This window comes from Streptomyces sp. NPDC027663 (genome assembly GCF_055566415.1).
This window is the reverse complement of the sequence record NZ_JBVHSK010000001.1, coordinates 829,846-855,792: the sequence shown is the minus strand read 5'-3', so window position 1 is coordinate 855,792 and position 25,947 is coordinate 829,846. Positions and strand designations below refer to the sequence as shown.

26 protein-coding genes and 1 tRNA gene are annotated in these 25,947 nt (G+C 70.4%); 8 read left to right on the top strand and 19 right to left on the bottom strand.

Going from position 1 to position 25,947, the window contains the following annotated elements; translation table 11 throughout:
* Positions 1 to 220: 220 nt before the first annotated feature.
* Positions 221 to 889 (bottom strand): HAD-IA family hydrolase, encoded by a 669-nt coding sequence (locus ACZ4SF_RS03795; protein WP_468377738.1) that lies wholly within the window; start codon positions 887 to 889, stop codon positions 221 to 223.
* A 194-nt stretch (positions 890 to 1,083) separates the two neighbouring features.
* The gene (locus tag ACZ4SF_RS03790; RefSeq protein WP_468377736.1) at positions 1,084 to 1,671 is read right to left on the bottom strand and encodes a TMEM165/GDT1 family protein; all 588 of its coding nucleotides are present in this window, start codon (positions 1,669 to 1,671) and stop codon (positions 1,084 to 1,086) included.
* A 388-nt stretch (positions 1,672 to 2,059) separates the two neighbouring features.
* On the opposite strand from ACZ4SF_RS03790, the gene ACZ4SF_RS03785 reads away from it, so the two are divergent.
* A complete protein-coding gene (locus tag ACZ4SF_RS03785) occupies positions 2,060 to 2,704 on the top strand; it encodes an HNH endonuclease family protein (RefSeq protein WP_468377733.1) in 645 nt (214 codons plus the stop codon).
* 62 nt (positions 2,705 to 2,766) lie between these two features.
* On the opposite strand, the gene ACZ4SF_RS03780 is transcribed toward ACZ4SF_RS03785, so the two are convergent.
* On the bottom strand, positions 2,767 to 3,381 hold the full coding sequence (locus ACZ4SF_RS03780; protein ID WP_468377730.1) for a DedA family protein: 615 nt from the start codon (positions 3,379 to 3,381) through the stop codon (positions 2,767 to 2,769).
* A 132-nt stretch (positions 3,382 to 3,513) separates the two neighbouring features.
* Positions 3,514 to 3,666, bottom strand: a complete 153-nt coding sequence (locus tag ACZ4SF_RS03775) for a hypothetical protein (RefSeq protein ID WP_468377727.1) — start codon at positions 3,664 to 3,666, stop codon at positions 3,514 to 3,516.
* 168 nt (positions 3,667 to 3,834) lie between these two features.
* Between ACZ4SF_RS03775 and ACZ4SF_RS03770 the strand changes: the two genes are divergently transcribed.
* Positions 3,835 to 5,016 carry a hypothetical protein gene (locus tag ACZ4SF_RS03770; protein ID WP_468377725.1) on the top strand — a complete coding sequence of 394 codons (1,182 nt, stop codon included), beginning with the start codon at positions 3,835 to 3,837 and terminating at the stop codon, positions 5,014 to 5,016.
* A gap of 51 nt (positions 5,017 to 5,067) precedes the next feature.
* Here ACZ4SF_RS03770 and ACZ4SF_RS03765 read toward each other — a convergent pair whose 3' ends face one another.
* Positions 5,068 to 5,523, bottom strand: a complete 456-nt coding sequence (locus ACZ4SF_RS03765) for a DoxX family protein (RefSeq protein WP_468377723.1) — start codon at positions 5,521 to 5,523, stop codon at positions 5,068 to 5,070.
* A gap of 351 nt (positions 5,524 to 5,874) precedes the next feature.
* Positions 5,875 to 6,105: a DUF2277 domain-containing protein gene (locus tag ACZ4SF_RS03760; RefSeq protein ID WP_468377720.1), complete on the bottom strand. Its 231-nt coding sequence runs from the start codon at positions 6,103 to 6,105 to the stop codon at positions 5,875 to 5,877.
* Between the two features lie 92 nt (positions 6,106 to 6,197).
* On the opposite strand from ACZ4SF_RS03760, the gene ACZ4SF_RS03755 reads away from it, so the two are divergent.
* Both ACZ4SF_RS03755 and ACZ4SF_RS03750 read left to right on the top strand, forming a co-directional pair.
* The gene (locus ACZ4SF_RS03755) at positions 6,198 to 7,097 is read left to right on the top strand and encodes a ketopantoate reductase family protein (protein ID WP_468377718.1); all 900 of its coding nucleotides are present in this window, start codon (positions 6,198 to 6,200) and stop codon (positions 7,095 to 7,097) included.
* 85 nt (positions 7,098 to 7,182) lie between these two features.
* Positions 7,183 to 7,527, top strand: coding sequence for a hypothetical protein (locus tag ACZ4SF_RS03750; protein WP_468377716.1), 345 nt, complete (start codon positions 7,183 to 7,185; stop codon positions 7,525 to 7,527).
* Positions 7,528 to 7,601: 74 nt separating this feature from the next.
* Here the strand turns inward: ACZ4SF_RS03750 and ACZ4SF_RS03745 are convergent.
* Positions 7,602 to 7,673, bottom strand: a tRNA-Val gene (locus ACZ4SF_RS03745).
* Positions 7,674 to 7,912: 239 nt separating this feature from the next.
* Here ACZ4SF_RS03745 and ACZ4SF_RS03740 point away from each other — a divergent pair.
* A complete protein-coding gene (locus tag ACZ4SF_RS03740; RefSeq protein WP_468377714.1) occupies positions 7,913 to 9,319 on the top strand; it encodes a hypothetical protein in 1,407 nt (468 codons plus the stop codon).
* Between the two features lie 82 nt (positions 9,320 to 9,401).
* Positions 9,402 to 10,001, top strand: coding sequence for a DUF4383 domain-containing protein (locus ACZ4SF_RS03735; RefSeq protein WP_468377712.1), 600 nt, complete (start codon positions 9,402 to 9,404; stop codon positions 9,999 to 10,001).
* Here ACZ4SF_RS03735 and ACZ4SF_RS03730 read toward each other — a convergent pair.
* From ACZ4SF_RS03730 to ACZ4SF_RS03720, 3 genes are all read right to left on the bottom strand, one after another.
* A complete protein-coding gene (locus ACZ4SF_RS03730; RefSeq protein WP_468377709.1) occupies positions 9,989 to 11,089 on the bottom strand; it encodes an amidase domain-containing protein in 1,101 nt (366 codons plus the stop codon). The genes ACZ4SF_RS03735 and ACZ4SF_RS03730 overlap by 13 nt on opposite strands.
* 187 nt (positions 11,090 to 11,276) lie before the next feature.
* On the bottom strand, positions 11,277 to 12,569 hold the full coding sequence (locus tag ACZ4SF_RS03725; protein WP_468377707.1) for a polysaccharide deacetylase family protein: 1,293 nt from the start codon (positions 12,567 to 12,569) through the stop codon (positions 11,277 to 11,279).
* A gap of 43 nt (positions 12,570 to 12,612) precedes the next feature.
* Positions 12,613 to 14,811, bottom strand: a complete 2,199-nt coding sequence (locus ACZ4SF_RS03720; RefSeq protein WP_468378302.1) for a transglycosylase domain-containing protein — start codon at positions 14,809 to 14,811, stop codon at positions 12,613 to 12,615.
* Between the two features lie 210 nt (positions 14,812 to 15,021).
* Between ACZ4SF_RS03720 and ACZ4SF_RS03715 the strand changes: the two genes are divergently transcribed.
* Entirely contained in the window at positions 15,022 to 15,252 is a 231-nt protein-coding gene (locus ACZ4SF_RS03715) for an FmdB family zinc ribbon protein (protein WP_468377705.1), read from the top strand.
* A 193-nt stretch (positions 15,253 to 15,445) separates the two neighbouring features.
* Here ACZ4SF_RS03715 and ACZ4SF_RS03710 read toward each other — a convergent pair whose 3' ends face one another.
* Genes ACZ4SF_RS03710 through ACZ4SF_RS03700 form a run of 3 tightly spaced genes read right to left on the bottom strand, consistent with a single transcriptional unit; the run spans position 15,446 to position 20,007 of the window.
* Positions 15,446 to 16,276 (bottom strand): HAD family hydrolase, encoded by an 831-nt coding sequence (locus tag ACZ4SF_RS03710; RefSeq protein WP_468377702.1) that lies wholly within the window; start codon positions 16,274 to 16,276, stop codon positions 15,446 to 15,448.
* Entirely contained in the window at positions 16,276 to 18,774 is a 2,499-nt protein-coding gene (locus ACZ4SF_RS03705; RefSeq protein ID WP_468377700.1) for a phosphoribosyltransferase, read from the bottom strand. Before ACZ4SF_RS03705 ends, ACZ4SF_RS03710 begins: the two co-directional genes overlap by 1 nt.
* 27 nt (positions 18,775 to 18,801) lie before the next feature.
* Positions 18,802 to 20,007: an HpcH/HpaI aldolase/citrate lyase family protein gene (locus ACZ4SF_RS03700; protein WP_468377697.1), complete on the bottom strand. Its 1,206-nt coding sequence runs from the start codon at positions 20,005 to 20,007 to the stop codon at positions 18,802 to 18,804.
* 186 nt (positions 20,008 to 20,193) lie between these two features.
* On the opposite strand from ACZ4SF_RS03700, the gene ACZ4SF_RS03695 reads away from it, so the two are divergent.
* On the top strand, positions 20,194 to 20,964 hold the full coding sequence (locus tag ACZ4SF_RS03695) for a TerD family protein (protein WP_468377693.1): 771 nt from the start codon (positions 20,194 to 20,196) through the stop codon (positions 20,962 to 20,964).
* A gap of 136 nt (positions 20,965 to 21,100) precedes the next feature.
* Here the strand turns inward: ACZ4SF_RS03695 and ACZ4SF_RS03690 are convergent, their stop codons facing one another.
* From ACZ4SF_RS03690 to ACZ4SF_RS03665, 6 genes are all read right to left on the bottom strand, one after another.
* Positions 21,101 to 21,838, bottom strand: a complete 738-nt coding sequence (locus tag ACZ4SF_RS03690; protein ID WP_468377691.1) for a TerD family protein — start codon at positions 21,836 to 21,838, stop codon at positions 21,101 to 21,103.
* Between the two features lie 88 nt (positions 21,839 to 21,926).
* Entirely contained in the window at positions 21,927 to 23,066 is a 1,140-nt protein-coding gene (locus ACZ4SF_RS03685) for a DUF475 domain-containing protein (RefSeq protein ID WP_468377688.1), read from the bottom strand.
* 74 nt (positions 23,067 to 23,140) lie between these two features.
* Positions 23,141 to 23,719, bottom strand: coding sequence for a TerD family protein (locus ACZ4SF_RS03680; protein WP_468377685.1), 579 nt, complete (start codon positions 23,717 to 23,719; stop codon positions 23,141 to 23,143).
* 95 nt (positions 23,720 to 23,814) lie between these two features.
* Positions 23,815 to 24,390 (bottom strand): calcium homeostasis/redox stress adaptation protein, encoded by a 576-nt coding sequence (locus tag ACZ4SF_RS03675; protein WP_468377682.1) that lies wholly within the window; start codon positions 24,388 to 24,390, stop codon positions 23,815 to 23,817.
* Positions 24,391 to 24,528: 138 nt separating this feature from the next.
* A complete protein-coding gene (locus ACZ4SF_RS03670) occupies positions 24,529 to 24,987 on the bottom strand; it encodes a peroxiredoxin (RefSeq protein WP_468377680.1) in 459 nt (152 codons plus the stop codon).
* 128 nt (positions 24,988 to 25,115) lie between these two features.
* Positions 25,116 to 25,553, bottom strand: coding sequence for a DUF3052 domain-containing protein (locus ACZ4SF_RS03665; RefSeq protein WP_468377677.1), 438 nt, complete (start codon positions 25,551 to 25,553; stop codon positions 25,116 to 25,118).
* Between the last annotated feature and the right edge of the window lie 394 nt (positions 25,554 to 25,947).

Below are 25,947 nucleotides of genomic sequence, written 5' to 3'. Positions count from 1 at the left end.
ACCACCAACCACCACCCCGGGCCACCCCCCGGAACACCCACACCAAACCCACCCAGGGGCGCGGGGAACTGCGCAACCAGCCACAACGGCGCCGCACCCGACCACCAACCACCACCCCGGGCCACCCCCCGGAACACCCACACCAAACCCACCCAGGGGCGCGGGGAACTGCGCGACCAGCCACGACGGCACCGCACCCGAAGTCGGCGGATCCCGGCTGTCAGCCGAGCCGCAGCCGAATCGTGCCGTCGGTCAAAGCCTCGACGCTCACCTGCGTGAGGTCGCAGACGAGGGCATCCGGCTGGTGGGCGCCCGCACGCGGCCCGACCCCCACGACCCGCATCCCCGCGGCTCGCCCCGCCGCGATCCCCGCGCCGGAGTCCTCGAAGACGACGCACTCGGCCGGGTCGACGCCGAGTTCCGCCGCGCCCTTGAGGAAGCCCTCGGGGTCGGGCTTGCTCGCGCCCACCGACTCGGCGGTGACGCGGACCTCGGGCAGGGGCAGCCCGGCGGCGTTCATGCGGGCGGTGGACAGGGCGACGTCCGCGGAGGTCACCAGGGCATGCGGAAGTCCGCGCAGGGCAGCGAGGAACACACTCGCGCCGGGGATCTCGACCACGCCGTCGGTGTCGGCGGTCTCCTCGGCGAGCATGCGGGCGTTGTCGGCGAGGTTCTGCTCGACCGGCCGGTCGGGCAGCAGTACGGCCATCGAGGCGTGGCCCTGCCGGCCGTGCACGACCTTCATCACCTCGTCGCCGTCCAGCCCGTGCCGCTCGGCCCAGCGCCGCCAGATGCGCTCGACCACGGCGTCCGAGTTGACGAGGGTGCCGTCCATGTCGAGCAGGAGGGCGCGGGCGGTGAGAACGGCGGGCGTGGCGGTGGCCGGCATCGGCAGCTCCAGGACGCGGTGCGCGGGGACGTACGGGTGGGTCCCCCTGAGGCCCCCCGGGGTCTCCCGGAGGGACAAGGCGGCCCCGCCCGCCGGTCAGGGAGAACGAGCGGGAGCCACTTTGTTCCTCCACGGTACAAAACATGTGCGCGATCGCGCCACCGCCACCGGCGAGCATTCACCTGCCGTTCAGCTCAGCCGCTCACGGCCTCCCACAGGCTCCACACGCCGAGCGCCAGCATCAGCAGCGCCGCGACCTTCGTGATCAGCCGCAGCGGCACGCGCTTCATCAGGGCCTTTCCGCCGACGATGCCGAGTCCGGCGACGGCCCACAGGCCGAGCACCGCACCCAGACCGACGGAGAGCGGGTCGTCGTACCGGGCGGCGAGGTTGGCGGTCATGATCTGGGTGAGGTCACCGAACTCGGCGACCAGGATGAGCATGAAGCCGGTCCCGGCGACCTTCCAGAAGGACTGGTCGGCGGGCTTCTTGATCTCTTCGCCGTCATCGGCCCCGCCCCCCTGCAGCAGCAGCATCGCGGCACCGCCGAGGAAGAGGACGCCGGTGAGGGCGTGCACGATCTGCTGCGGCAGCAGGGTCAGCACGCTGCCGGCGGCGACGGCGAGCACGACGTGCAGCAGGAAGGCGGCGGCGACGCCCGCGAACACGTACGAGGCGCGGTAGCGGGTGCCGAGGACGAGGCCGGCGAGCGCGGTCTTGTCCGGCAGTTCGGCGAGGAAGACGACGCCGAAGACGAGCGCCGTCACGGTGATGCTGATCAAGGTTCCTCAATCGGTCGGGGCTGCCCCGCCGAGAGTGCGGTACGTCACGCGATGACACCTCGGCATGGCAGCACACTCGACGCCCATGCCGGGGGGCACGGGCGTGCACTGCTTTGCCGAAGGTCTCGCTGGCGGACGCCGATGAGTCTCGGTGATCCGCCTCCGGGCGCCGGCTCAGGCTCGCTGAGCAGTATGTCGACGGTCCGGCGAAGAGCTACTCCCCTTCTGCGCTCCCCATCGTACGGGATGTGAAAGTTCCGCGGTCAAGCTTGGCATGACATGCGCACGTCATTAGATTCTCACCGAGCGCTCACCCCCCGGCAACACAGCCCCGCGAGCATTCCCTCGCTCGCGCTCCAACGCCCCCACCCCACAAGGGAGTTCAGTCATGCCGAAGTTCTACGCGCGTCGACGGGTGAGCATACTCGCGGCCCTCACCGGACTCATAGCCTCCGTCACCCTCCTCAACTCGCCCAGCGCCTCCGCCGCCCTCCCCACGCCGGTCAGCGCAGCCACCGCCCGCAGCTACCTCTCCCAGCTGACCGTGGCCACCGAGAACCGCACCGGTTACAGCCGCGACCTGTTCCCGCACTGGATCACCATCAGCGGCTCCTGCAACACCCGCGAGACGGTGCTGAAGCGGGACGGCTCGAACGTCGTCACCGACTCCTCCTGTGCCGCGACCAGCGGCAGCTGGTACTCGCCGTACGACGGCGCCACCTGGACCGCCGCCTCCGACCTCGACATCGACCACCTCGTACCGCTGGCCGAGGCCTGGGACTCCGGCGCGAGCAAGTGGACGACCGCCCAGCGGCAGGCCCTCGCCAACGACCTCACCCGGCCGCAGCTGATCGCCGTGACCGACAACGTCAACCAGGCCAAGGGCGACCAGGACCCCGCCACGTGGGTGCCGTCCCGGTCCTCGTACGTCTGCACGTACGTACGGGCCTGGGTGCAGGTGAAGTACTACTACAACCTCTCGGTGGACTCCGCCGAGAAGAGCGCGCTGACCAACTACCTGGCCGGCTGCTGAGCCTGCGGGTGCACCCCCGGGGGAGCTGCGGCGACCGGCACTCGCGCCGCGCCGCGGCTCCCTCAGGACGCCGGGCGGCGGCGCACCAGGAAGCCCGCTGCCGCGCCCGCCGCGAACAACGCGGCCACCGAGATGGCCGTGGAGAGCCAGGTCGCGCCCAGCCACTGGGCTCCGTAGTAGCCGAGGGCGACGCTGTAGGCGGCCCAGGAGAGGCCGGCCAGGGCGGACCAGGGGACGAAGTCGCGGGCGCGGCGGTGCGCGGCGCCCGCGCAGAAGGAGACGATCGAGCGGCCCGCGGGGGCGAAGCGGGCGAGGACGACGAGTGCGCCGCCGCCCCGGGCAAGGGCCTCGCCGAGACGTTCCTGCGCGGTGGTGAGGCGCCGGGAGCGGGCTATCGCCCGGTCCAGCCGCTCCCCGCCGCGCCAGGCCAGCCGGTAGGCCACCAGGTCGCCGAGGACCGAGGCGGTCGCCGCGGAGAGGATCAGGGCCAGGATGTCCGGCACGTCATGCGGGACCCGGCCCGCCGCCGCACCCGAACCGGCCGCCGCTGCCGTGGCCGCCGTCACGACCAGCACGCCGCTCGGCAGCACCGGCAGGAACACGTCGAGCAGCACCGACAGGGCCACCACGGCATAGATCCAGGGTCCGGCCGCCAGCGACCAAACGCTCTCCCACACAACTGCTCCCCCGTGTATCCCCCGATGACAGCCATACAGCGTACGCGGGGGGTGTGACAGGTGAGTCGTGGGGGCTCATGTCCGCAGAGCGGCGGCCGTGCGCGCGGCCCGGCTCGGCGGATTCGGCGGCTCTCAGCGGCCCTTCGGCGGCAGTCCGCTGGTCGGTCTCCCGTGGAGCTTGCGGACCAGCATCACCAGCAGCGCGTAGACACACACCACCGCGATGCCCGCGAAGCCCGCGATCACGTGCAACACCTCGGGGTTGAGCAGCGCCAGCCCGCTCATCGCCGGACCGCCCCTCGGACGAGGTCCATGTTCCGAGGGTCGTACCGCCGCGCACCGGATGCCAACTCGAGGGAGCGGTCCCGAGTCGCCGCGGGCGCGGAGCGGGCGCAGTATCGGGGCACGGCCGCCCCGCGGCCCGGCGCGGTGGGAAGCGAGGTGAGGCATCGCTTGTTCGGGAGTGCGGCGCGGTGGCTGGGCGAGGCGCTGCCGGAGGAACGTGCCGGCCGGCGCCGTCTGCGGGCCGTGCGCCGGGTCTGGCCGGCGCTCGCGGTCTACGGCGCGGCCACACTGCTGCATCTCCTCGTACTGACCGTGATGATCCCGCCGGGCGGGCCGGGTCTGCGGGACCGGCTGCTGGCCTGGGACGGCCGGCTGTACACGGAGATCGCCGCGCACGGCTACCCCGACGGTTTCACCTACGAGCCCACGGGCCGGGTCGCCGGCAACAATCTCGCGTTCTTCCCGCTGTACCCGCTGCTCATCCGTGCCGTACACGCCGTGACCGGGCTGGACCACGGCATCGCCGCGATCGTCGTCGCCAACCTGGCCCTCGTCGCCGCGCTGATCGTCGTCGACCTGCTGCTGACCGGGCTGTACGGGCGGCGTACGGCCGTCATCGCCGTCATCCTGCTGGCCGCCGCGCAGCCGATGGCGCTCGTCTTCGTCATGGGGTACAGCGAGTCGCTGTTCCTGGCCCTGTCCGCCGGAACTCTGCTGGCCGCGCGGCGGCGGGCCTGGCTCACCGCGGGCGTCTCGGCGCTGCTGGCGGGCCTGACGCGGCCGGCCGGCGTGGCGGCGGTGGCGGCTCTCGCCGTCGCCGTGGCCCTGTGGCTGGCGCGGACCCGCCGAGTGGCCTGGCGTCCCCTTGCCGCCGTGCTGGTGGCCTGCACGGGTACGCCGTCCTACCTGTGGTGGGTGGGCCGGCGGGCCGGCGGACCGGACGCCTGGTTCACGATTCAGAGGGCGGGCTGGGACACCCGCTGGGACAGCGGCAGGTCCTTCGTCCGCTTCCTCGGCCAGACGCTGGCGCACGGTGACGGATGGGTGCCCGTCAGCACGGCGGTGCTCCTGCTGGCCCTCCTCGACGCCACTGCCGTCACCTGGCGCCGGAGCACCTGGCCGCCCTTGGCCGTCTACGGCACCGGCATCCTCGTCCTGACGCTCGGGCAGAGCAGCTTCTACCACTCCAAGCTGCGCCTGGTGATCCCTGCCGTGCTGTTCCTCGTCCCCCTCGCGCGCGCACTCGCCCGGGCACGCAACGGCACCGCCGCGACGGTGCTGGGCGGCAGTGCGCTGTTCGGCTGCTGGTACGGCGCGTACATGCTCACCGTCTGGCCGTACGCCATCTGACGAGGGTGTCCTTCCCCTCAGGACCGGGGGAGGACACCCTCGGGAAGCGGGTCAGGCCGCGACCGGGGCCTTCTCGGCGGCCGGCTCGGCGGTCGCCGCCGTGCGCCGGGACAGGAGCCGGTCGAGCCCGAAGGCGCCCGAGCCGGTGAAGACCAGCAGGAAGAACGCCCAGCAGAACAGCACCGACAGCTCGCCGCCGTTCTGGATGGGCCACAGGGCGGCCTGCTGGTGGACGTCGAAGTAGGCGTACGCCATCGAGCCGGAGGCGATCAGCGCGGCACCGCGGGTGCCGAGGCCGAGGAGCACCAGGCCGCCGGCGACCAGCTGGATCACGGCCGCGTACCAGCCGGGCCAGGTGCCGGCCTCGATCGTGCCGCCGTCGGTGCCGGCGGCGCCGCCGAGGACGCCGAACAGGGAGGCGGCGCCGTGCACGGCGAAGAGCAGGCCGACGACGACGCGGAACAGCGCGATGACGTAGGGCTGAGCGGAGTCGAGACGAGCGGACATGAAGGGGTTTCTCCTCTTCGGTGTCGATCGGGCCGGCCGGGGACTGAGGGGCCGGCCATGGGGGGGGCGGCGGTACCGAACGGGAGGCCAGGTTAGGCACACCTAATCAAAGCTTGCAAGTTCAACATTTGGCCATGCCTTGAATGGCGCGTGACCTTCCGTTTCCCGCTTTCCGAGCACGCCGAAGGAGAACCTCCTTGTCGGGAAAGGTTCTTGACGGGGAGCCAGGCAGGGGATCCGGGGAGCGGCGAACGCCGGGGGCGGGCACGTGGGCCCGGTCGCGCAGTTCCCCGCGCCCCCTACGGGCGTTGTCCCCGACAGCGCGGGCGAGCGGCCCACCACCGGCCGGCCCTATCCCGCCCGCCGCGCTGCCTGCCCCCGTACCTCCAGCCCACCGAGCAGTTCCGCCGTGGCGCGGGCGACGGCTTCCACCGCCTCGTCGAACGCCTCACGGTTGTGGGCCGCCGGGGCCCGGAAGCCCGAGACCTTCCGTACGTACTGCAGCGCGGCTGCGCGGATGTCCTCCTCCGTCGCCTCACCGGGCAACGCGGGCGGGCGCAGTGTCTTGATGCTCCGGCACATGCCCACAGTCTGGCGCACACCGCCACCCGCTGCGATGATCACCACGAAGGCGGCCACCGAGACCCGGGGCCGACCGTCGAAAGGACAATTCCATGACGCATCCGCTCACCGTGGCCGTCCTCGGCCCCGGCGGCACCGGCGGCCTGCTCGCCGCCCTGCTCTCCCGCTCCGGCCACCGCGTCGTCTGCCTGGCCGGGCAGGCCACCGCCGACACCCTGCGCCGCACCGGCATCACGGTCCGCAGCGCGCAGTTCGGTGACTTCACGGCACCCGTCGAAGCCGACACCGAGCTGCGCGAACCGGTGGACGCCTGCCTGATCACCGTCAAGCACACCGCCCTCGACGCGGCCCTCACCCGCGTACCGCCCGCCGCCCTCGGCGACGCCCTCGTCGTACCGCTGCTGAACGGAATCGAACACCCGGCCACCCTCCGTGCGAGCCACCGCCCCGACCGGGTGGCCCCGGCCGTGATCCGCGTGGAGTCCACCCGGGTCGCCCCGGGCGTGATCGAACACGGCAGCCCGTTCACGGAGATCGACCTGGCCGGGGACGCCGTACCCCGCGAGCGCCTGGAGGCCCTCGCCGACCGACTCGCCGCCGCCGGCACGGCCGCCCGGGTGGTCGGGGACGAGAGCGCCGCCCTGTGGGCCAAGATGGCGTTCCTCGCCCCGTTCGCCCTGCTCACCACCCGGTACGGCGTCCCGCTCGGCGTGGCCCGCACCGAGCACCGGGGCGAACTGGAGGCGCTGGTCGCCGAGACCACCGCGGTCAGCCAGGCCTGCGGTGCCCCCGCCGACCCGGCCCGGGCCATGTCCCGGTACGACGCCTTCCCGCCCGCCGCCAGGTCGTCCATGCAGCGCGACGCGGAGGCCGGCCGCCCGCTGGAGCTGGACGCCATCGGCGGAGCCCTGCTGCGCGCGGCCGGGCGGCACGGTGTGCCGGTACCGGTGACGGCACGGCTGGTGCGGGAGCTGCGGGACGCCGGCCACTGAGGTCCGGCCACTCGTCCGAATGAACCCCGCCCCGACCCCGGGATCGAGCTCGCCACATAAAATCGAACAGGCGTAGCATTAGCGCGTGGCTACGACCTATGAATTCCCCAGTGACCTCCTCGCCGGCCAGGAGGAGCTGCATCAGGTCCGGGCCGAGCTGTCGGCCCTGCTCAAACGGCTGCCCTGGTCGGTGGAACCGATGGACGGCTTCAGCGACGACAACGGCTGGCGCAAGGTGGAGCGGCCCGCGTCCCCCGGCTGGACGGAGGACGAGCAGGCCGAGGTGGAGAAGCTGCGGCGGCGCGAGCACGAACTCGCGGTCTTCGTGAGCACCCATCGCTTCTGGGCCGAGGTCGCGGCGGCGGACCGCATGGACGCCCGCACCCGGCTGAAGCACGTCCGCACAAAGCCGGCGGAGGAGAACGAGTAGCGGCGAGTGCTGGGGCCCGGCGCCGGGCCCCAGCAGAACGGCCCCCCGGAGGAATCCTCCGAGGGGCCGGCCGGTGGGCGCGGACGGTTTCGAACCGCCGACATCCTGCTTGTAAGGCAGGCGCTCTACCCCTGAGCTACGCACCCGGGACAGGTCGACAGCCTACATTGCCCGCCGGGCTCCCCTGCAAACCACCTTCCGTCACGCCCCGGGGCAACGCTCGGGACGGGGAGGTCTCCCCCACCCGGTCCCGCACCGGGCGGGGGAGACCTCCTCGGACGGGAAAGTCACGGCGCGCACCGCGAACTGACCGGCCCGTGTGTTCGTCCTCAACGGGTGGGAGAATGACACCACTCAGGGCGGATCACCACACGGGGAGAGGCATGTGACGGCGACACGGGGCACGCCAGCGACGCAGCGGTACCCGCAGCCGTCCACCGCACGGCCCCGGCGCGGGCCCGCCCCGCTGCGCGGTGCCCTGCGCGACACCCTCACCCTGTTGACCCTGCCGGTGCTGGCCGTGCCGGTGCTGGCCGCCGCGTTCGCCGGCGGGGGCACCCGGCGGTGGTTCGGCGGGCGGGCGGAGAGTCAGCGGGCCGAGGCGCAGGCCGCGAAGGACGCCGCGGCGGCGGCCTTCTACGAACTCGACACCGCGCAGCGGGATCTGCGGATCTCCGTCGAGACCATCACGGCCGTGGACGACTCCCCCGCCGCCCGGCGCGCGGTCGGCGACTTCGACGCGCTCGGCCGCCGGATCGACGAGGTCAGCCAGCGGTACATCCAGGCCGTCGACGCGCACGATCTGGACCGGGACGACCTGGAGGCCTCCGTGGCCTCCCGGGCGCGGGGCGAGCTGACCGCGGCCAGAGACGAGTTGGTACGGGTCCGGCAGGAGCTGGAACGGTTCAGCGGCTCCCTCGGGCCGCTGCTCGGCAAGGCCGAGACCCAGCTCGCCCGGCTGGCGCCCGCCGTGGAGCGGGCCCGGCAGTCACTGCTGGCGGCGAGCAACGCACTGGACGCCGTACGGGAGAAGGGGCTGCGGGCCGACGACCTGGCCGCGCGGCTGGCGGCCCTGTCGCCGGAGCTGACCAAGCTGAACCAGGGCGCCGGTCAGCACGGGGTGCAGCCGACGCTGGAGCGGGCCGAGCGACTGCAGCGGGAGGCCGGGGCGATCCGTGTCGAGGCCGAGCGGCTGCCGGAGAGGGCGGCCGAGATCGATCACCGGCTGGTGTCCTTGCGGACCAGGGCGCAGGCGCTGACCACGCGCGCCGGGCAGGTGGATCCGGTGCTGAGCGAGCTGCGGCGCCGGTTCGCCGCCGCCTGCTGGCAGGACCTGCAGCAGGTGCCCGCTCAGGCCGCGGAGAACGTGCGGCAGGCCGAGCTGAGGCTCCGGGAGGCGCAGGCGGCGCGGGACGCCCAGCGGTGGCCGGACGCCACCTCGCTGCTGTCGACCGCACGAGCCCTGCTGAACACCACGGACGAGTCCGTCTCGGCCGCCGGTGACCGGCTGGCCCGGCTGAACGCCGTACAGAAGGACCCGCAGGCCGAGGTGGAGCGGACCCGGTTCGCGATCCGGGACGCCCAGCGGCTGGCCATGACGGGCCGTACGACCCCCGATCCGCGGCATGCCCGGCCGCTGGACGAGGCGGTGGCCCGGCTGGAGCGGGCGATCGGCACGCTGGAGGGCCGGCACCCGGACTACTGGCACTTCCTGACCGAGACGGAAGGGGTGCGGCAGGCCGTGGCACGGGTGGTGGCGCAGATCCGCGAGGAGCGCGGCGCCGGGCACTGAGCTGCGCGTGTTGCCGGGTGGGGCGGGGCTGGCGGATATTGAGATGGACGCATGGCCTCCGCTAGCGCCCGAGGAGGCGGACATGGCCACACACGCAGTGCACACGAGGAAAGCAGGGGAACGCCGGCGGATGCGGCTGGACGACCACCTGCCCGTCGACCACCGGCTCAACATGGTCTACCGGATGGGCGCGGGACTCATCGGTGCTTTCCTGGTCGTCTTCGGCGTCCTCGGCCTGGTCGACCAGATAGGTTTCTTCAACACCGGCGGTGACACGGTCGCCGGACTGAACACCAACGGCGCACTCAGCGTGCTGTCGATCTGCATCGGCGCGGTGCTGCTGGTCGGCATGGTGATCGGCGGCAACTTGGCGTCGACCCTGAACATGGTCCTCGGCGTGCTGTTCCTGCTGAACGGCTTCCTGTTCCTCGGCCTGCTGGACACGACCAGCAACTTCCTGGCGTTCAAGATCCAGAACGTGTTCTTCAGCTTCATCGTGGGCCTGCTGCTGATGACCTTCGGCATGTACGGCCGGGTCGGCCACAACCTGCCCCACGACAACCCGTACTGGCGGGCCCGCCACCCCGAGCCCTCCCCGCAGGAGCAGCGGATGCTCCAGGAGCGGGAAGGGCAGCAGCAGCGGCAGCGGTTCCCGCAGCCGGGCCGGGGTCAGGTCCTGTAGGCGTAGAACGCCGCGCCCGGGTACGAGGCGACGAGGCTGGCCACCGACCTGTTGTAGGTGTTGGTGGAGTGGTACGACACGTACGGCACGCCCCGACGGTCACGGTAGGTGACGATCATCGAGTGGTCCTTGGACCCGTCCCGGTTGAAGTCCATCTGCAGCACGTCGCCGAGGTCCATCTGGTAGACGTTGGCGAGGCTGGTGGCCCGCTTCGAGGACAGCGCGAACCAGGAGAACTCGTTGACGCCGATGAAGGAGTCGGACTGGATCTCGGAGTTCCCGAACCACTTGTGGAAGTCGTACGTGTATCCCGGTACGTGCTTCCAGCCGCCCGCCTTCAGGGCCTGGCTGACGAAGTTGGTGCAGTCGCCGCCGGCGCCCTGACCGTTGAAGTCGGGGTAGGCCGGGTTGTACTTGCTCCAGTACTTCTGCGCGTACGTCACCATGGCCTGGTAGTCGTAGCCGGTCGCGGAGAAGTTCTTCGCGTTGGCCGGCGCGGGCCAGGTGGTGGCCGCACGGGCCGCCGAGGGCGGTCCGTCGTCGGCGGTGGTCCTCACCTTGGCGACGGTGGGCTTGGCGACCTGGTTCACCGCGAGGTAGCCGTCGTCGGTGTCCCGGATGCCGGTCAGCTGCCAGGTACCGTTGCGGTCCGCCTTGAAGGTCAGCTCGTGGTGCGCCTGGAAGCCGGTCGACTTCGGGCTCTTCGCGGTGGCCTTGTCGTAGTTCAGCGTGGTCGTCTCGGTCACCGCGACCTTGGCGTGCCGGCCCTTCACCTGGGTCGCGTCGAGCGTGACCTTGGTGCTCCCCGCGCGGTAGGTCTCGCCCAGCCGGGCCAGCCGGCTCCGGCGGTCGCGCAGCTCGTCCAGCGCGGACTTCTGCTCCTGGGTCTGCCCGCCGGACAGGCGCACGGATCCGGAGAAGCCGGACGTGTGCCGGGTGTCGGCCTTGCCCGCGCCCTCCACGAGAGCCTGCGTACGGTCGGTGAAGACCGCGTCGGCCAGCCGCTGGAAGGTCGCCTTGGTGGCCGCGTTCACGGTCGGGTCGTCGGTCACCGCCGCACCCGCGCTCCAGTTGGGCACGAGGGCCACGCCGGCGACCACCGAGGCAGCCGCGGCGGTGACTATGGCCGTGCGGCTCCGCCTACGGCTCAGTCTTCTTGATTTCAATGATGTTCCCCTCTACGCCGGTACACCTACCGGGCGATGGGCATCTTGCCACGGCGGGTGTGGCGTTTGTGAAGGGGGTTGCACAAGTGGAATAGCCCGAGCGTACTTGTCACTTGACGACCGCCGACCAGTCGGGCGACTGGGCCGGGTCGAGGCTGCGCAGCGCGGCCAGGGTCTGCGGCTTCTGCGCGTCGAGCCAGTCGGCGAGTTCCTTGAAGGAAACGCACTTGACGCCCTTTTTGGTGCAGACGTCCTTGACCACCTGGTCGATAGACCGCATGTAGATGCCGCCGTTCCAGTCCTCGAAGTGGTTGCCGATGAACAGCGGCGCCCGGCTGCCGTAGTAGACCCGGTTGAAGCCCTTCATGTACGAGTCGACGGTCATCTGCTGCCACTCGGGGAATTTGGCGGGATCACCCTGGGTCTCACCGTCGGACTGGTTGTACAGGAAGTTGAAGTCCATCGACAGGGCCTGCACATTGTCCGTGTACGGCAGCAACTGCAGCGGGAAGTCCCAGATGCCGTTCTTCTTGCTGGGCCATATCTGGAAGTCGCCCGGCGAACTCGCGTCATAGCGCCAGCCATAGCTCTTCATGGCCTTCAGCAGGTTCTCCTGGCCCTCCAGACAGGGCGCACGGCCGCCGGCGACCTCCTTCTTGAAGTCGAAGGGCAGCGCGGGGGCGTCCTTCCAGCCGGTGTTGGTCTTCCAGCGCTCGGCGAAGGAGAAGAACTGGTCGATCTCGCTCTTCCACTCCTGCACGCTCCAGTCGCCGCCGCCCTTGGCGCCGCAGAAGTGGCCGTTGAAGTGGGTGCCGATCTCGTTGCCGCCCTCGTACGCCTTGCCCAGCTGCTCCAGCGTGGTGCGGATGTGGTCGTCGGTGGCGTAGTCGATCGCGGCGTCGCCCGCCGAGTGCATGGGGCCGTGGTAGAGCGCTTTCTTGTCCTTGGGCAGCAGGTAGATGCCGGTGAGGAAGAAGGTCATGTGGGCGTTGTACTGGTCGGCCAGCTCCCGGTAGTGCGAGAACAGGTGGTCGCTGCCCTCCAGCGCGCCGTCCCACGAGAAGACGACGAACTGCGGCGGCTTCTCCCCGGGCTTCAGCGGCCTGGGCTTCAATTGCCCCTTCTGCGGCCCGGTGTAGGAGGTGGAGCCGTCACCGAGGATCTTGGTCTTACCGTCCCATTCCGGCGTCGGTGCGGCCGTCGGCGCGGCGCCCTTGGGCTTCTTGCCGGCGGACGCGGCCGGCGTGGTGCTGTCCGTGCGGGACAGCACCAGGTAACCGGCCACCAGCGAGGCCACGACGAGCAGGGCGGCCAGCGTCAGCACCTGGGGCCGGGTGGCACGGGGTGCACTGCGGCGGCGAGGGGCTCGACGGCGGCCTGTCGTTGACTTGTTGCGGGGCATGCTCGGCTCATTCTGCGGAAGGGGAGGGTGGACGGATCACGGCTCAGCCGAGACCCGTCGCGGCCGACCAGAGGGCATACGGGACGCTGTGGGACGTACCGGCCAGTCCTTTGAGCGGCAGTGGCTCCAGGGACTTGGCCAGGTCCAGGCGGTAGACGACGATCGCGGTGGACACGGAGTCGGCCGTGCCCACGTACCAGGCGGCGGTGTCCTTCTCGTTGGTGCCGGCCTTACCGGAGACCCCGGCCGTGCCGGCCGCAGCGTCCGGGTGGGCCGTGCGGAAGGAGTCGCCGAGCGCCTCGGTGACCTCCTCGGCCACCTTCGCCCCGACCGCGCGCTTCGGACGCGGGGTGGCGAGCGCGAGCGGCGAACCGTTGCGGGTGATCCGGCGCACCGAGTACGGCTCGGTGTGGTTCCCCTCCGCCGCGAAGGTGGCGTAGCCGCTGGCCATCCGGATCGCGCTCGGTGTGGAGTTGCCCAGCGACAGGGCGGGCACCTGGGGGCCCATGCTGGAGGACAGCAGCCCGGACGCCTCGGCGGTCTGGCGCACCTTGTCCAGACCGGCATCCATGCCGAGCTGCATGAAGGGCGTGTTCACCGACTTCGCGAGCGCGTCGCGCAGGGTGATCTGCCCGTACGACTTCCTGCCCTCGTTGTGCGCGGCGACCTTCTTGCCGCTGCGGTCCCAGTACGGCCCCTCGGGTGTGGTGACGGGCACGGCGTCGTCGCCGTCGTAGACGCTGTCCGGGGTGACGGGGGTGGCGGGGCCGCCGCGGGTCTTGTGCACACCGTGTTCGAGTCCGGCGGCGTACACGAACGGCAGGAACGCGCTGCCGGCCGGGACGGTGGTCGCGTTGGACTCGTTGTAGCCCTGCTTGCGGTGGTCCGGGCCGCCGTAGACGGCGAGGATCCGGCCGTCCGCGGCCACCGAGGCGGCACCGTAGTGCCCGTTCTTCCCCGCCTCGGGATCGTCCTCCTTGGCCTCCTTGCGGGCCTTGGTGACGGCGTCGGTCAGCGCCTGCTCCCGCTTGCGGTCGAACGTCGTGTAGATCTGGTAGCCGCCGAGGTCGAACTGCTTGTCCGTGAGGTGGCCGGCCTTCTTGGCGTACTGCGCCGCCAGCTCCACCAGGTAGTCGCTCTGCGCACCGGTGTTGTACAGCGGGTTGCTCCTGAGCGGCTCGGGGAACTCCGTGTACTTCGCCCGTTCCTGCGGGGACAGCTTGCCGATCTTGACCATGCGGTCGAGGATCCAGGACCAGCGTTCCGCCGCCCGCGCGTGGTTGGCCTTGCCGAGGGTGGGGTCGTAGAGGCCGGCGCCCTTGAGCAGCGAGGCGAGCATGGCCGCCTCGGAGGCGTTGAGCTTGCTGACGTCCTTGCCGTAATAGGCCTGCGCGGCGCGCTGGATGCCGTAGCTGCCGCGGCCGAACCAGCTGGTGTTGAGATAGCCCTCGAGAATCTGGTCCTTGCTCATCTTGTTGTCGAGCTTGAGGGCGATCATCGCTTCGGTGAATTTACGGCTGATCGTCTGGTTCTGGGTCAAATAAACGTTTTTGACGTACTGCTGGGTAATAGTCGAGCCACCCTCGGTGTCCCCCTGCCCCAGGGTGCGGAAGACCGCGCGGGTGATGCCCTTGGCAGAGATGCCCGGGTCCGAGTAGAAGCTCTCGTTCTCCGCCGCCAGCACCGCCCAGCGGACGTCCTCGGGAATGTCCTTCAGCGGCATCGCCTGCCGCTGCACCCAGCCCGTGCGGGCCATCGGGGTGCCGTCGGACCAGAAGTAGACGTTGTCCTGCTGTGTCGCGTACGTATTGAGATCGCTCGGTATGTCCGTCATCGCGTAGGCGGTCATGAGGAACGCGCTCAGCAGACCGAACGAGGTCAGGGTGGCGCCGAGCCACTGGCGCCAGGAGGGTATCCAGCGCCGCCAGCCGGTACGGCCCGGCCGTGGGTAGACCGGCTTCAGGCGGCGCGCATACGGGGCTATTCGGCGCCAGTACGGGGCCAGCGGCGCGAGCACGCGGGCGACCACGGCCACGGTCGCGGCCACGGCCTCACTCGCGGCGCGCTCCCGCCCGGCCGAGCGCGCGGTACGGCGCCGCTCGGCCCGGCCGCCGCCCGGAGCGGGTGGCTCCGGCGGCGGGGGGACGCGCAGCTGCATGGTCTCGTCCGCCCTGAGGGCGTCGACTCTCAGATGCAGAGTCTCATCGGCGTTCAACGGCTTCTCGCCACGGCCACCCCCCATGGGGCCGTCCTCCCCCTGCGACGCATCGGTCACGCCTGCGTCTCCCTCCGCACTAGGTCTTGCTCGCGCGGGTGAGCTGAGCATCCTCGCAACGGCGTTCACAAATTATCAGTAAGGTTTTCGAATGCCCCGCACATATGCCGGATAGAAAGCAACACTCATGAAACATTGAGATGCTCCCAGCCGGCCCTTGACGGTTAACCTGGGGCCATGCCTCGCTACGAGTACCGCTGCCGGACCTGCGGCGACACCTTCGAACTGAACCGTCCGATGGCGGAGTCCGCCGCCCCCGCGAGCTGCCCCGCGGGCCATGACGACACGGTGAAGCTCCTGTCGACAGTGGCCGTGGGCGGCGTGTCGCGCGCCTCCGCAGCCGCACCGACGCCCGCGTCGGGGACCGGCGCAGGCGGCGGGTGCTGCGGCGGAGGATGCTGCGGCTGAACGGGCTCGGTCTGCACATGTTGACCTACGGGTGCCGGCCGGCGGGCGTTCATCCACGGCCGCCGGCCGGCACCCGTCCGCCTGCGGTTTCCGGCCGGCGGGCATTCACCCGCAGCCGCTGACCGGGCCCCCGGTTCGCCTGCAGCCGCCGGCCGGCGGGTTCACCCACAGCCGCTGACCGACGCCCGTTCACCTACAGCTGTCGGCCGACGGGCGCCGGCCCCCGCACCGCCTTCAGGAACTCCCGCACGATCCGCTCCCCCGCCAGCACCCCCCGCTCCGGCAGCGCGGCGATCTCCGGCGCGGTCCAGCCGCTGTCGGCCAGCTCGCCGTGGCCGGGCCGCCAGCCACGGTCGGCGGCCAGCAGCAGGTCGGCGTCCAGCAGGGAGTCCCCCGCGGCCAGCGTCAGCTCCGCGCCGGTGCGGCGGGCGACCTCACGGACGGCCGCGCTCTTGGTGAGCGGCTTCGGAACGGCGTAGATCTTGCGGCCCTGCAGGGACACCGTCCAGCCCCGGTTCTCCGCCCACACCGCCAGCTCCTTCACCCAGTCCTCGGACAGCAGCTCGCGCTCGACCACGAGGTAGGCGAACAGATCCTCGGCGACCCGGTGCTTGCGCACCCAGACGGGGTCGGCCGAGCGCAGCAGATGCTCGCGGATCTCCGCCAGCGGCGCGCACTCGTCGGCCAGCCGCGCCTGCACGCTCGTGTGCCAGTCGGCGTCGGTGACCCCGTCGACCAGCAGATGCCCGCCGTTGGCGCAGATCGCGTACTTCGGCGGCGGACCGGGCAGGTTGATGCGCTGGTACTGCTTGCGCGTCCGGGTCGTGGTCGGCACGAACACGGCTGTGTCGCCGAGGTCGGTCAGCAGCTGGGCCGCGGTCTCCGTCATGTAGGAGAGCGGCTTGGCCTCGTGCACCTCCACGCACAGCAGCCGGGGCGCCCGCGCGTCCGGCATGGTCAGCGCCAGGGCCGCCGCGGAGTAGATCAGCGTGCGGTCGAGATCGCTCGCCACCATCACCGGCATCAGCCGTTCACCGCCTTCCCGTCGGCGCCCGTGGCGCCCCGTGTGTACTTGGGGTGAATCAACCCTACGCAGGTGTACGGCAGTTCACCGACCTCCTCGACCGGCACCCCGCGCTGCTCGGCGAGCAGCCGCACATGGTCCAGGTCGGCACCGGCCCCCGCCCGGGCGAGGATCTTCCACGGCACCCGGCGCAGCAGCACCCGGGTGGTCTCGCCGACGCCGGGCTTCACCAGGTTCACGTCGTGGATGCCGTACTCCTCGCTGATCCGCTCGACCGCCCGCCAGCCGGCCCAGGTCGGTGCGCGGTCCGCGGCCAGCAGCTCCTTCACCGCGCCGTCGACGGCGTCGGCGACCTCCGGGAAGCGGGCGGAGACGGCGTCCAGGAAGGCCACGGAGACGTCGGCGCCGGCGAGTTCGCGGTAGAACTTGGCGCCGTGGAAGTCGTTCGGGCCGACCAGGTCCGCGCGCAGGACCGTCCGCGAAATCAGGCCGGAAACAGTCGAGTTGAGGCACGCGGAGGGGATGAGAAAGTCATCACGGGTGCCGTAGGTGCGTACACAGGACCCGGGGTCGGCCAGGACGGCGATCTCCGGGTCGAAGCCGGTGACGCCCTCGCGCTCCTCGAACTCCTCGACGGCCTGGGCGAGTTCACGGGTGATCGCACCCTTGCCGGTCCAGCCGTCGACGAACACGACGTCCCGGGGGTCGTGGTGGGCGGCGAGCCAGCGCAGCGCGTTGGCGTCGATGCCCCGGCCGCGCACGATCGACACCGCGTAGTGCGGGAGGTCGAGGCCGTACCGGAACCGGGCCCAGCGGCGCATCAGGATGCCGACCGGGGTGCCGGCACGGGCGAGGGAGACCAGCACCGGGCGGGGCGACCGCTCGGTGACGACCGTCTCGGTGACGACGCCGACGGCCTGCGCGATCCGGGCGGCCGAGGCCTCCAGCGCCGCGTGGAACAGCTCCTGGTACTGCTCGCTGGGCTGGTACTCCACCGGCAGCGACTCGGCGTAGTGCGCGCCCCCGCTCTGGATGGCCTCCTCCCGTTCCTCGGTCGGCGCCTCCAGGGTGACGCCGGACAGGTCCTGCAGCAGCCAGCCGACCTCCTCCGGCGCGTACGAGGAGAACGCGGGGCCGCGGAGGGGCTCGGGCAGCATGGCCGGCCTTTCGGGAGCGTGCGGTACGTACGACGGGAGGACCGCCAGCAGGACGTGCGGAACATGCGCGGCGAGGCGGGCCGGCAGCCCGTCGGGCGCGTGCAGGGCGGGGGTGTCGGCGACGGAGTCGACCACGGCGACCACGGCGTCGAAGCCGCCGCCGGCCACGTTGTAGGCGTAGCGCTCACCGGGACCGTCGGCCGGGTCGTCGTGGGCCGGGAACACCAGCCGGGTACGGATCGCGTAACCGGGGTCGTCGACCGCGAGGACGGGCGACCGGGTGGTGGTGGAGAACCGCACCTCGGCCGCCACCTGCCCCTCCAGCTCGCGTGCGAGCCGCAGCGGGGCGTACATCAGCTCCTCGAAGCCGAGGACGAGGACACGGCGGGCACCGGCGGGCAGGGCGTCGGCTATTCGGCCGGCCATGGCAGGCAGCGCGGCCTCCAGCCGGGCCCGGTGGGCGGGCGTGAAACCGTGCCGGCCGCCGTCCGGGAGACCAGCGGGCCAGCGCAGGTCGACTCGTTCGACGCCGCCGGACGGGTGCGCCCCTCCGCAGGCGCGGGGCGAGACACCGTGCGGCTCCGCCACGTGGGCGCGGGCAGCCGCATCCGGCCCGCACCCGGACGCCTCGCACTCCGCCACCAGCCGCCGCCCCTTCTCCAGCACCCCCTCCGGCAGACGCACGGTCCCGGAGGCCGCGGCGATCAGGTCCACCCGTGCCCCGATCTCCTCCGCAAACCGCTGGAGGCGAGCCGAGTCCTCGGACGACCGCATGTCGACCAGAGCGACCACCACGTACCGCCCGCGCGGATACCGCTGATGCAGGTCGCGGATGGTGTTCAGCACAGTGTTACCGGTGGAGAACTCGTCGTCGACGAGCACCAGCGGACCGGTCCCGGCCAGCAGCCCGGGGTCTTCCGGCAGCAGAAGATGCGACGTGGCGTGGGAGTGCGACTCCTCGAAACCGCCCGCCGGTGCCACCCCGGGCACCGGCCGCCGCGTGGAGTGCAGATACGGCACGCAACCCAGCCCGTCGGCCACCGCGTGCCCGAGCCCCGTCGCGGTCTCCGCATAGCCGAGGACAACCGCATCCGGCCCCTCACCGCCGAGCAGCGCGGCGACCTCGCGGCCCAGCCGGACGCCGTACCGGTAGACCACGGACGGCGACTGGGGCACGTGCTTGCCGAGGACGTTCGAGACCAGCAGGTGGGCCCGCTTGGGGTTGCGGCGCAGGGCCAGCCCGAGCAGGGCCGGCAGCCCGTCGTCGCCCACGAGTTCGACCCCGAGTCGCTCGGCGACCCAGCTGCCGGACCAGACCCCGTCGTTCACTGCGTTCTTCATGCGTTCCTTGGAGAGGTGGAGAAAGGTTCAGCCGGGGATGCCGGCGGCGAGCAGGTCCACGAAGCCGATGTCCTCGTTGGCGACACCGAACGCCTCGGCGCGCAGCAGGGTCCGCTCGGCCCAGGCGCGGTGCGGTTTCACTTCGTTCATCTTGTTCGTGTAGGCCGACCGGAGTACACCCCCGCCGCCGCGTTCCGGCCGCAGGATGTCCTGGGCGTCGCTGAACTCCTCGTGACTGACCACGGAGAGTGCGTGCACGGGCAGGACGTGGGAGGGGTGGATGCAGGTCTTGCCCAGCAGTCCGTTGGCCTGGTCGAGAGAGATCTCCCTGAGCAGTCCGTCCATGGCGTGCTCAATGAGCTTCTCGCGCAGTTCGACGGCCTGCACCTGCAGGAAGGGGCTCTGCCGGAGCTGCGGCTTGAACATACGTTCGGATACGCGGAAGTACTCCCAGACCGGGCCGGTGACGGTGAAGCCGGTGCCGTCGGCGCGGGCCAGCATGTTCACCACGTCGGCGATCACGGAGGCGACGATCTGGACGTCGTAGGCGGTCATGTCGGGGGCCCGGCGCAGGCCGTACGAGGAGCAGAAGTCGGTCACGCCGAGGCGGAGGGCCAGCACGCGGTCGCGGTGCTTGTCGACGGCCCGGAAGATGCCCTCCAGGGTCTCCACGCGCGACTCCCGGTACAGCAGCTCGGGGGACTCCAGGACGGGCATGGCGAAGAGCCGCCGGCCGCCGGCCTTCTCGGCCACGGTCAGGGCCTCGAGGAAGGGGATGCCGCGTTTCTCGGTGAACTTGGGCAGCACGAACCCGGACAGCAGACGCGCGGACGACCCGAGGCGGCGGACCAGGTCGGGGATCTGTTCGGCGGCGCGCACCCGGATGAACAGCAGGGGCGCCTCGACGCCGGCGGAGGCCCCCCCTGCCCGAGCGGAGCCGGGAGCCCGGGTGAGGGCGTCCAGGTCGGCGAACTGCCGGACGAGGTTCTCCTCACCCGCCGCGACGTCCGCGTCGTCGATCGAGTCCTCCAGGCACAGCACCATCGAGACCACGCCGTTCCCCGCCTGTTTGACGATGCCGTCGGCGAGCCGCGGCCGGGTGGCCGGACTGTACAGCGTGGCGCCCAGGGCCGCGGAGAGCAGCCGGGCCGGGGAGTCGGCGGTGAACACGCACGGCTCCTGGTGGAAGAGGCGCTGCCGCACCTCTGGGGCGATGTGCCCGAAATGACGCATAGGACTCCCTCGAGCGTGCGCGCCGAGCCTGTGTATTCGGTAAAGGGTGGCCGGTAATAGTACGTAGGGATCCATGTCGGGGGTTCCCTGCGGGCGTGAATTTCCGGTGACCCGCCCATGTCGGCGACCTCCCACTCCGCATACCCCGCATTGTCGTGACCAGGACCGAGAAGGCAGGATGACCGCATGACGCACGCGATGCTGAAGGGGTCGAACGTCCCGCTGGAGGCCACCACGGTGCGCGCCGTGCTGCGCTGGACGCCCGGGCAGGGGGTACCGGACGTGGACGCCTCGGCGCTGCTGCTGGGTCCCGACGGCCGTGTGCGCTCCGACGAGGACTTCGTCTTCTACAACCAGCCCCGGCATCCGTCCGGCAAGGTGTGGCGGCTGGGCAAGAAGCGGATCGCCGAGGGCCTGACCGACACGATCCAGACAGACCTCTCCGGTGTGGAGCAGGACATCGGCCGTGTCCTGCTGGTCGCGTCGGCGGACGGGGTGTCCTTCGACCACGTGCCGGCGCTGTGCATCCTGCTGTACGACGCGGCGGTCGCCGACGGGGAGCCGCTGGCCCGGTTCGAGATCAAGCCGCAGACCGGCGCGGAGACGGCGCTGATCTGCGGTGAGCTGTACCGGCGCGGGGAGGGCTGGAAGTTCCGCGCACTGGGCGAGGGCTACTCGGACGGACTGAAGGGCCTCGCCACGGACTACGGCATCTCGGTGGACGAGTCGGAGGGGTCGGACGAGCTGCCGGCGGCCGACCCGGCAGCCCAGCCGCTGCCTCCGGAACAGCCGACGTCCGCGCTTCCGGCGCAGCCGGCGTACGGGTATCCGCAGGCGTCGTCCGGGCAGCCGGCGTACGGGTACCCCCAGCCTCAGCCGGTGCCGGTGACCGTGCCGGGGGGCGCGGATCCGAACTTCCGGCTGCCGCCGCAGGGGCCGCAGTTCATCGGGCGGTAGTCGATTCGCCCGGCAGCTCGGGGCTTCCGGCCGTACGGCGGCTACGGGTGGTTCGGGGTCGATCGCGCCCACGCGGCGGAGCCGCACGTCGATGCCGTCCCGCGTCCCTTCGGGGGCGCGTCCGGTTCAGGGGCGCTTACCTGTCCGCCTTCGCCTTGTATCCCCTGCCCCACTGCAGGCCCCAGCCGTACAGGCGGTCCAGTTCGCCCTGGAAGCCGTAGACGAACTTCACCTCCCGGCGGACGATCAGTTCGCCCCTGACGTTCTCGAGCATGACGACGGCGCAGGAGCGGGCCTGGGGGTGGCGTTCGTCCAGCCCTATCTCGATGCGGGGGCCGTTGCTGGGGTAGAGGGTGACGATCGCGTGCGTACGGTCGAAGGCGGGGGTCTGGTCGTAGATGTAGACGAAGACCAGCAGCCTCTTGAGGGCGTCGCGGTGGTCGAGATTGACGTACATCGTCTCACCGGACGCCGAGCCGAACCGGTCGTCGCCACTGAGTTTGATGTACGGCGGCGCGTTGACGTCGCCGAGGTAACCGCCGAGCGGCTGTACGACCCCCTTGGTGCCGTCGGTCAGCTCGTACAGACAGCCGAGGTCGAGGTCGACGTTGACCATGCTCTGCCCGTGGCCGAGGACCTCCGGCGGCTTCAGTGCCTTGAAGGGGTGGCGGAGCAGGCTGGTGCGCCGGTCTCCGCCGAAGTCGGAGGTGCGCATCCGCCAGTTGAGGTTGATGCGCAGATGGCCGGTGGCCGCGTCCTGTTTGGTGAGGGACACCGTCTGGTGCCGCCTGGTGAGTTCGATGGCGTTGGTCGCGGCGTTGCCCGAGTCGAAGTCGGCGGCGCGCCCGCCCAGCAGTCCGTCGAAGAAACCCATTCCCGCCCCCAGGTACCTGTCATGACGCCGAAGGGGCGGCCGACCACGTCGGCCGCCCCGCTCAGAGCGTTCCTCACCGTCCGGGCCGTCACACCCCGGAGGAGACCTCGGCCTTCTCGTCGGTGCCCTCGCCCGACGCGGCCAGCGCGCGGTTGCGGCGGACGGAGGACCAGAAGGACCAGGCGATCAGGATCACGCCGACGAGTCCGGTGATGACCTCGTTGATCTCGTACTGGATCGTGATCATGAGGATCACGGCCAGGGCGCCGATGGCGTAGTGGGCGCCGTGCTCCAGGTAGACGTAGTCGTCGAGGGTGCCCTGGCGGACCAGGTAGACGGTCAGCGACCGGACGTACATCGCGCCGATGCCGAGGCCGAGGGCCATCAGGACGATGTCGTTGGTGATGGCGAAGGCGCCGATCACGCCGTCGAAGGAGAAGGACGCGTCCAGGACCTCCAGGTAGAGGAACATGAAGAACGCGGCCTGGCCGGCCAGGACGATCGCGGGCTTCTGCTTGCCCGAGCGGACGGCCTCTTCCTCCTCCTCGTGCTCGCGCTCCTCCTCTTCCTCGAGCTTGTCCTCGAAGTAGCCGGAGAGACCGCCGACGATCATGTAGGTGATCAGGCCGGCGATACCGGCGATCAGGACCGTCTGGGCCTTGTCGGCGTGACCACCGCCGTGCTGGTGGGCGTGGGTGGCGAAGGTGAAGGACGTGATCAGCAGGACGATCAGGGCGATGCAGACCGACAGCATGTCGACCTTGCCGAGCTTGGCCAGGGGCCGCTCGATCCAGCGCAGCCACTGGATGTCCCGGTCCTCGAAGATGAAGTCGAGGAAGATCATGAGCAGGAACATGCCACCGAAGGCGGCGATCGCCGGGTGGGCGTCGGTGACCAGCTCCTGGTAGCGGTCCTTGTTGTTGAGCGCAAGGTCGACGGCCTCGATCGGGCCCATCTTGGCGCTGATCGCGACGATGACGACGGGGAAGACCAGCCGCATGCCGAAGACGGCGATGAGGACGCCGACGGTGAGGAAGATCTTCTGCCAGAAGGCATTCATCTTCTTCAGGATCCCGGCGTTGACCACCGCGTTGTCGAAGGACAGCGAGATCTCCAGGATGGCCAGGATCGCCACGATGCCGAAGGCGGTCCACCCCCCGTAGAACGCCGCTGCGACCAGGCCGAGCGCGGTGACCGCGAACGACCAGCCGAAGGTTTTGAGAAGCACTGGCTACCCCATATCTGTTGGGGGCCCTCCCAGACGGAGTCTGGGGGAGGGTCTCCCCCGCGCCGTACGCGGCTTTACGAAACGTTGACTCCGAAGTCTAGAGCGATGCCCCGGAGGCCCGATGCGTACCCCTGTCCGACCGCACGGAACTTCCACTCGCCCTGGTACCGGTACAGCTCACCGAAGATCATGGCGGTCTCGGTGGAGGCGTCCTCGCTGAGGTCGTAGCGGGCCAGTTCCTGGCCGTCGGCCTGGTTGACGACGCGGATGAAGGCGTTGGAGACCTGCCCGAAGGTCTGGCCGCGCTCGTCCGCCATGTGGATGGAGACAGGGAAGATGATCTTGTCGCACTGCGACGGCACCTTGGCGAGGTCCACCAGGATCGACTCGTCGTCGCCCTCGCCCTCACCGGTGAGGTTGTCACCGGTGTGCTCGACCGAGCCGTCGGGGCTCTTGAGCTGGTTGTAGAACACGAACCACTCGTCGCCCATCACCCGGTTGCCGGCACCGCACAGCAGGGCGCTGGCGTCCAGGTCGAAGGGGGCGCCGGTGGTGGAACGCGCGTCCCAGCCGAGCCCGATCAGGACGTTGGTGAGGTTCGGTGCGGCTTTGGAGAGGGAGACATTGCCTCCCTTGGCGAGCGTGACGCCCATGATGCTGTCCTCCCCTGGTGGTACTTCCCTGGTTGTCCTGCACGTCCGGCGCCGCCCGTAAACGGTGCGGCGCCGGAATCGAGGGCTCTGACGCGTCAGACGTTGACGCCGAAGTCCTGTGCGATGCCACGCAGGCCCGAGGCGTAGCCCTGGCCGATGGCGCGGAACTTCCACTCCGCCCCGTGCCGGTACAGCTCGCCGAAGACCATGGCGGTCTCGGTGGAGGCGTCCTCGCTCAGGTCGTAGCGGGCGATCTCCTGTTCGCCGGCCTGGTTCACGACGCGGATGAAGGCGTTGCGGACCTGACCGAAGGACTGCTGGCGGTTCTCGGCGTCGTAGATCGAGACCGGGAACACGATCTTCTCGATGTCGGCCGGGACACCGGCCAGGTTGACCTTGATCTGCTCGTCGTCGCCCTCGCCTTCACCGGTGATGTTGTCACCGGTGTGCTCGACGGAGCCGTCGGGGCTCTTGAGGTTGTTGAAGAAGACGAAGTGCTGGTCGCTGATGACCTTGCCGGAGTTGTTCAGCAGCAGTGCGCTGGCGTCGAGGTCGAAGTCCGTGCCGGTCGTGGTCCGCACGTCCCACCCCAGACCGACGATGACGGCGGTCAGGCCCGGGGCCTCCTTCGTCAGCGATACGTTGCCGCCCTTGCTGAGGCTGACTCCCACGGGTCCTCCATGTGGTGTTCAGGGGCGGGGAGCCCCGTCGTGCTTCGGATATGGGATCAACGTGCCGATCCTAGTGACGGGTTCCCGCCCTCCGCAGACCCTGGACCTGAAGATTCACAGGTGTCGAGCCGCCGGAACTCACAGGGTGTCCAGCGCCTTCACGTAGTCGTTCAGGTCACGGGCGTCCGGCAGGCCGTTGACCACGGTCCACCGCACGACACCTTCCTTGTCGATGATGAAGGTGCCCCGGACGGCGCAGCCCTTGTCCTCGTCGAAGACGCCGTACGCGCGCGAGACGTTGCCGTGCGGCCAGAAGTCGCTGAGCAGCGGGTACTCCAGCCCCTCCTGCTCGGCGAAGACGCGCAGGGTGTGGATGGAGTCGTTGGAGACGGCGAGCAGCTGGGTGTCGCGGTCCGAGAACTTCGGCAGGTTGTCACGCAGCTCGCACAGCTCGCCCGTGCACACGCCGGTGAAGGCGAAGGGGTAGAAGAGCAGGACGACGTTCTTCTCGCCGCGGAAGTCCGAGAGCTTCACGGTCCGGCCGTGGTTGTCCTTGAGCTCGAAGTCCGGCGCCTTGTCGCCGACCTGGATCGCCATGGTCGTGCATCCCTTCGGTGGGCTGTTCGGGTGAGAGCACAGCAAACGCTCGGGTCCACCCTACGCAGCGATCACCGGGAGGTACCGGACGGGCCGGGTTCGCGGCCCGTCCGGTGGTGACGCAACGGTCACTTCTTGGACTTGGCCGCCTTCGGCGTCGCCAGCCGGCTGCCGCTCCAGTCCTTGCCGACGCTGACGCTCTTGGACGCGGTCAGGCCGGCCGTCGTGGCGGCGTCCTGGATGTCGCTCGGCTCCACGTACCCCGAACGGCCGGTCTTCGGCGTGAGGAGCAGGATCGTGCCGCCCTCTTCGATGTACGTGGTGGCATCCACCAGCGCATCCGTCAGGTCACCGTCGTCGTCACGGAACCACAGCACAACGGCGTCGGCCACGTCGTCGTAGTCCTCGTCCATCAGGTCGCCTTCGACGGCTTCCTCAATGGCCTCGCGGAGCTCCTGATCGACGTCGTCGTCGTAGCCGATCTCCTGGACCACCTGCCCGGGCTGGAACCCCAGCCTGGCGGCAGGGTTCGTCCGCTCCTCCGCGTGGTCCGCGGTCGCGCTCACGGGTTGCCTCCTGATCATGTCTTGGTGAATATCTCAGCCACGCGCGTACGCGAAGCATTGGCCGTAGTCCACACGGGCGGGACGGATCGCGCAAGTACCCGGCCGTCGGGACCGTCGAAACGGTGACGATCCCGGCCGTGTCGTCGCAACTCCTGGCACCGTATCCCGATTTCTCGGAACCCACATCACACTGGTGTGCCCGGTTTGCGCAATTTGGAATCATTCTCCCTTGCGCAGCTCGAACAACTTTGCCTATCGCATCACACCTCGGGCGTATCGTTGCATTTTGACCGGCGGGGACGACGGTGGAGATGACGTACGCCTTCCCGAGGTACACGATGGGGAACGGTGTAGGCAGGTGCAAAAGACTGGCCCTCTGACAGGTAAGGAACAG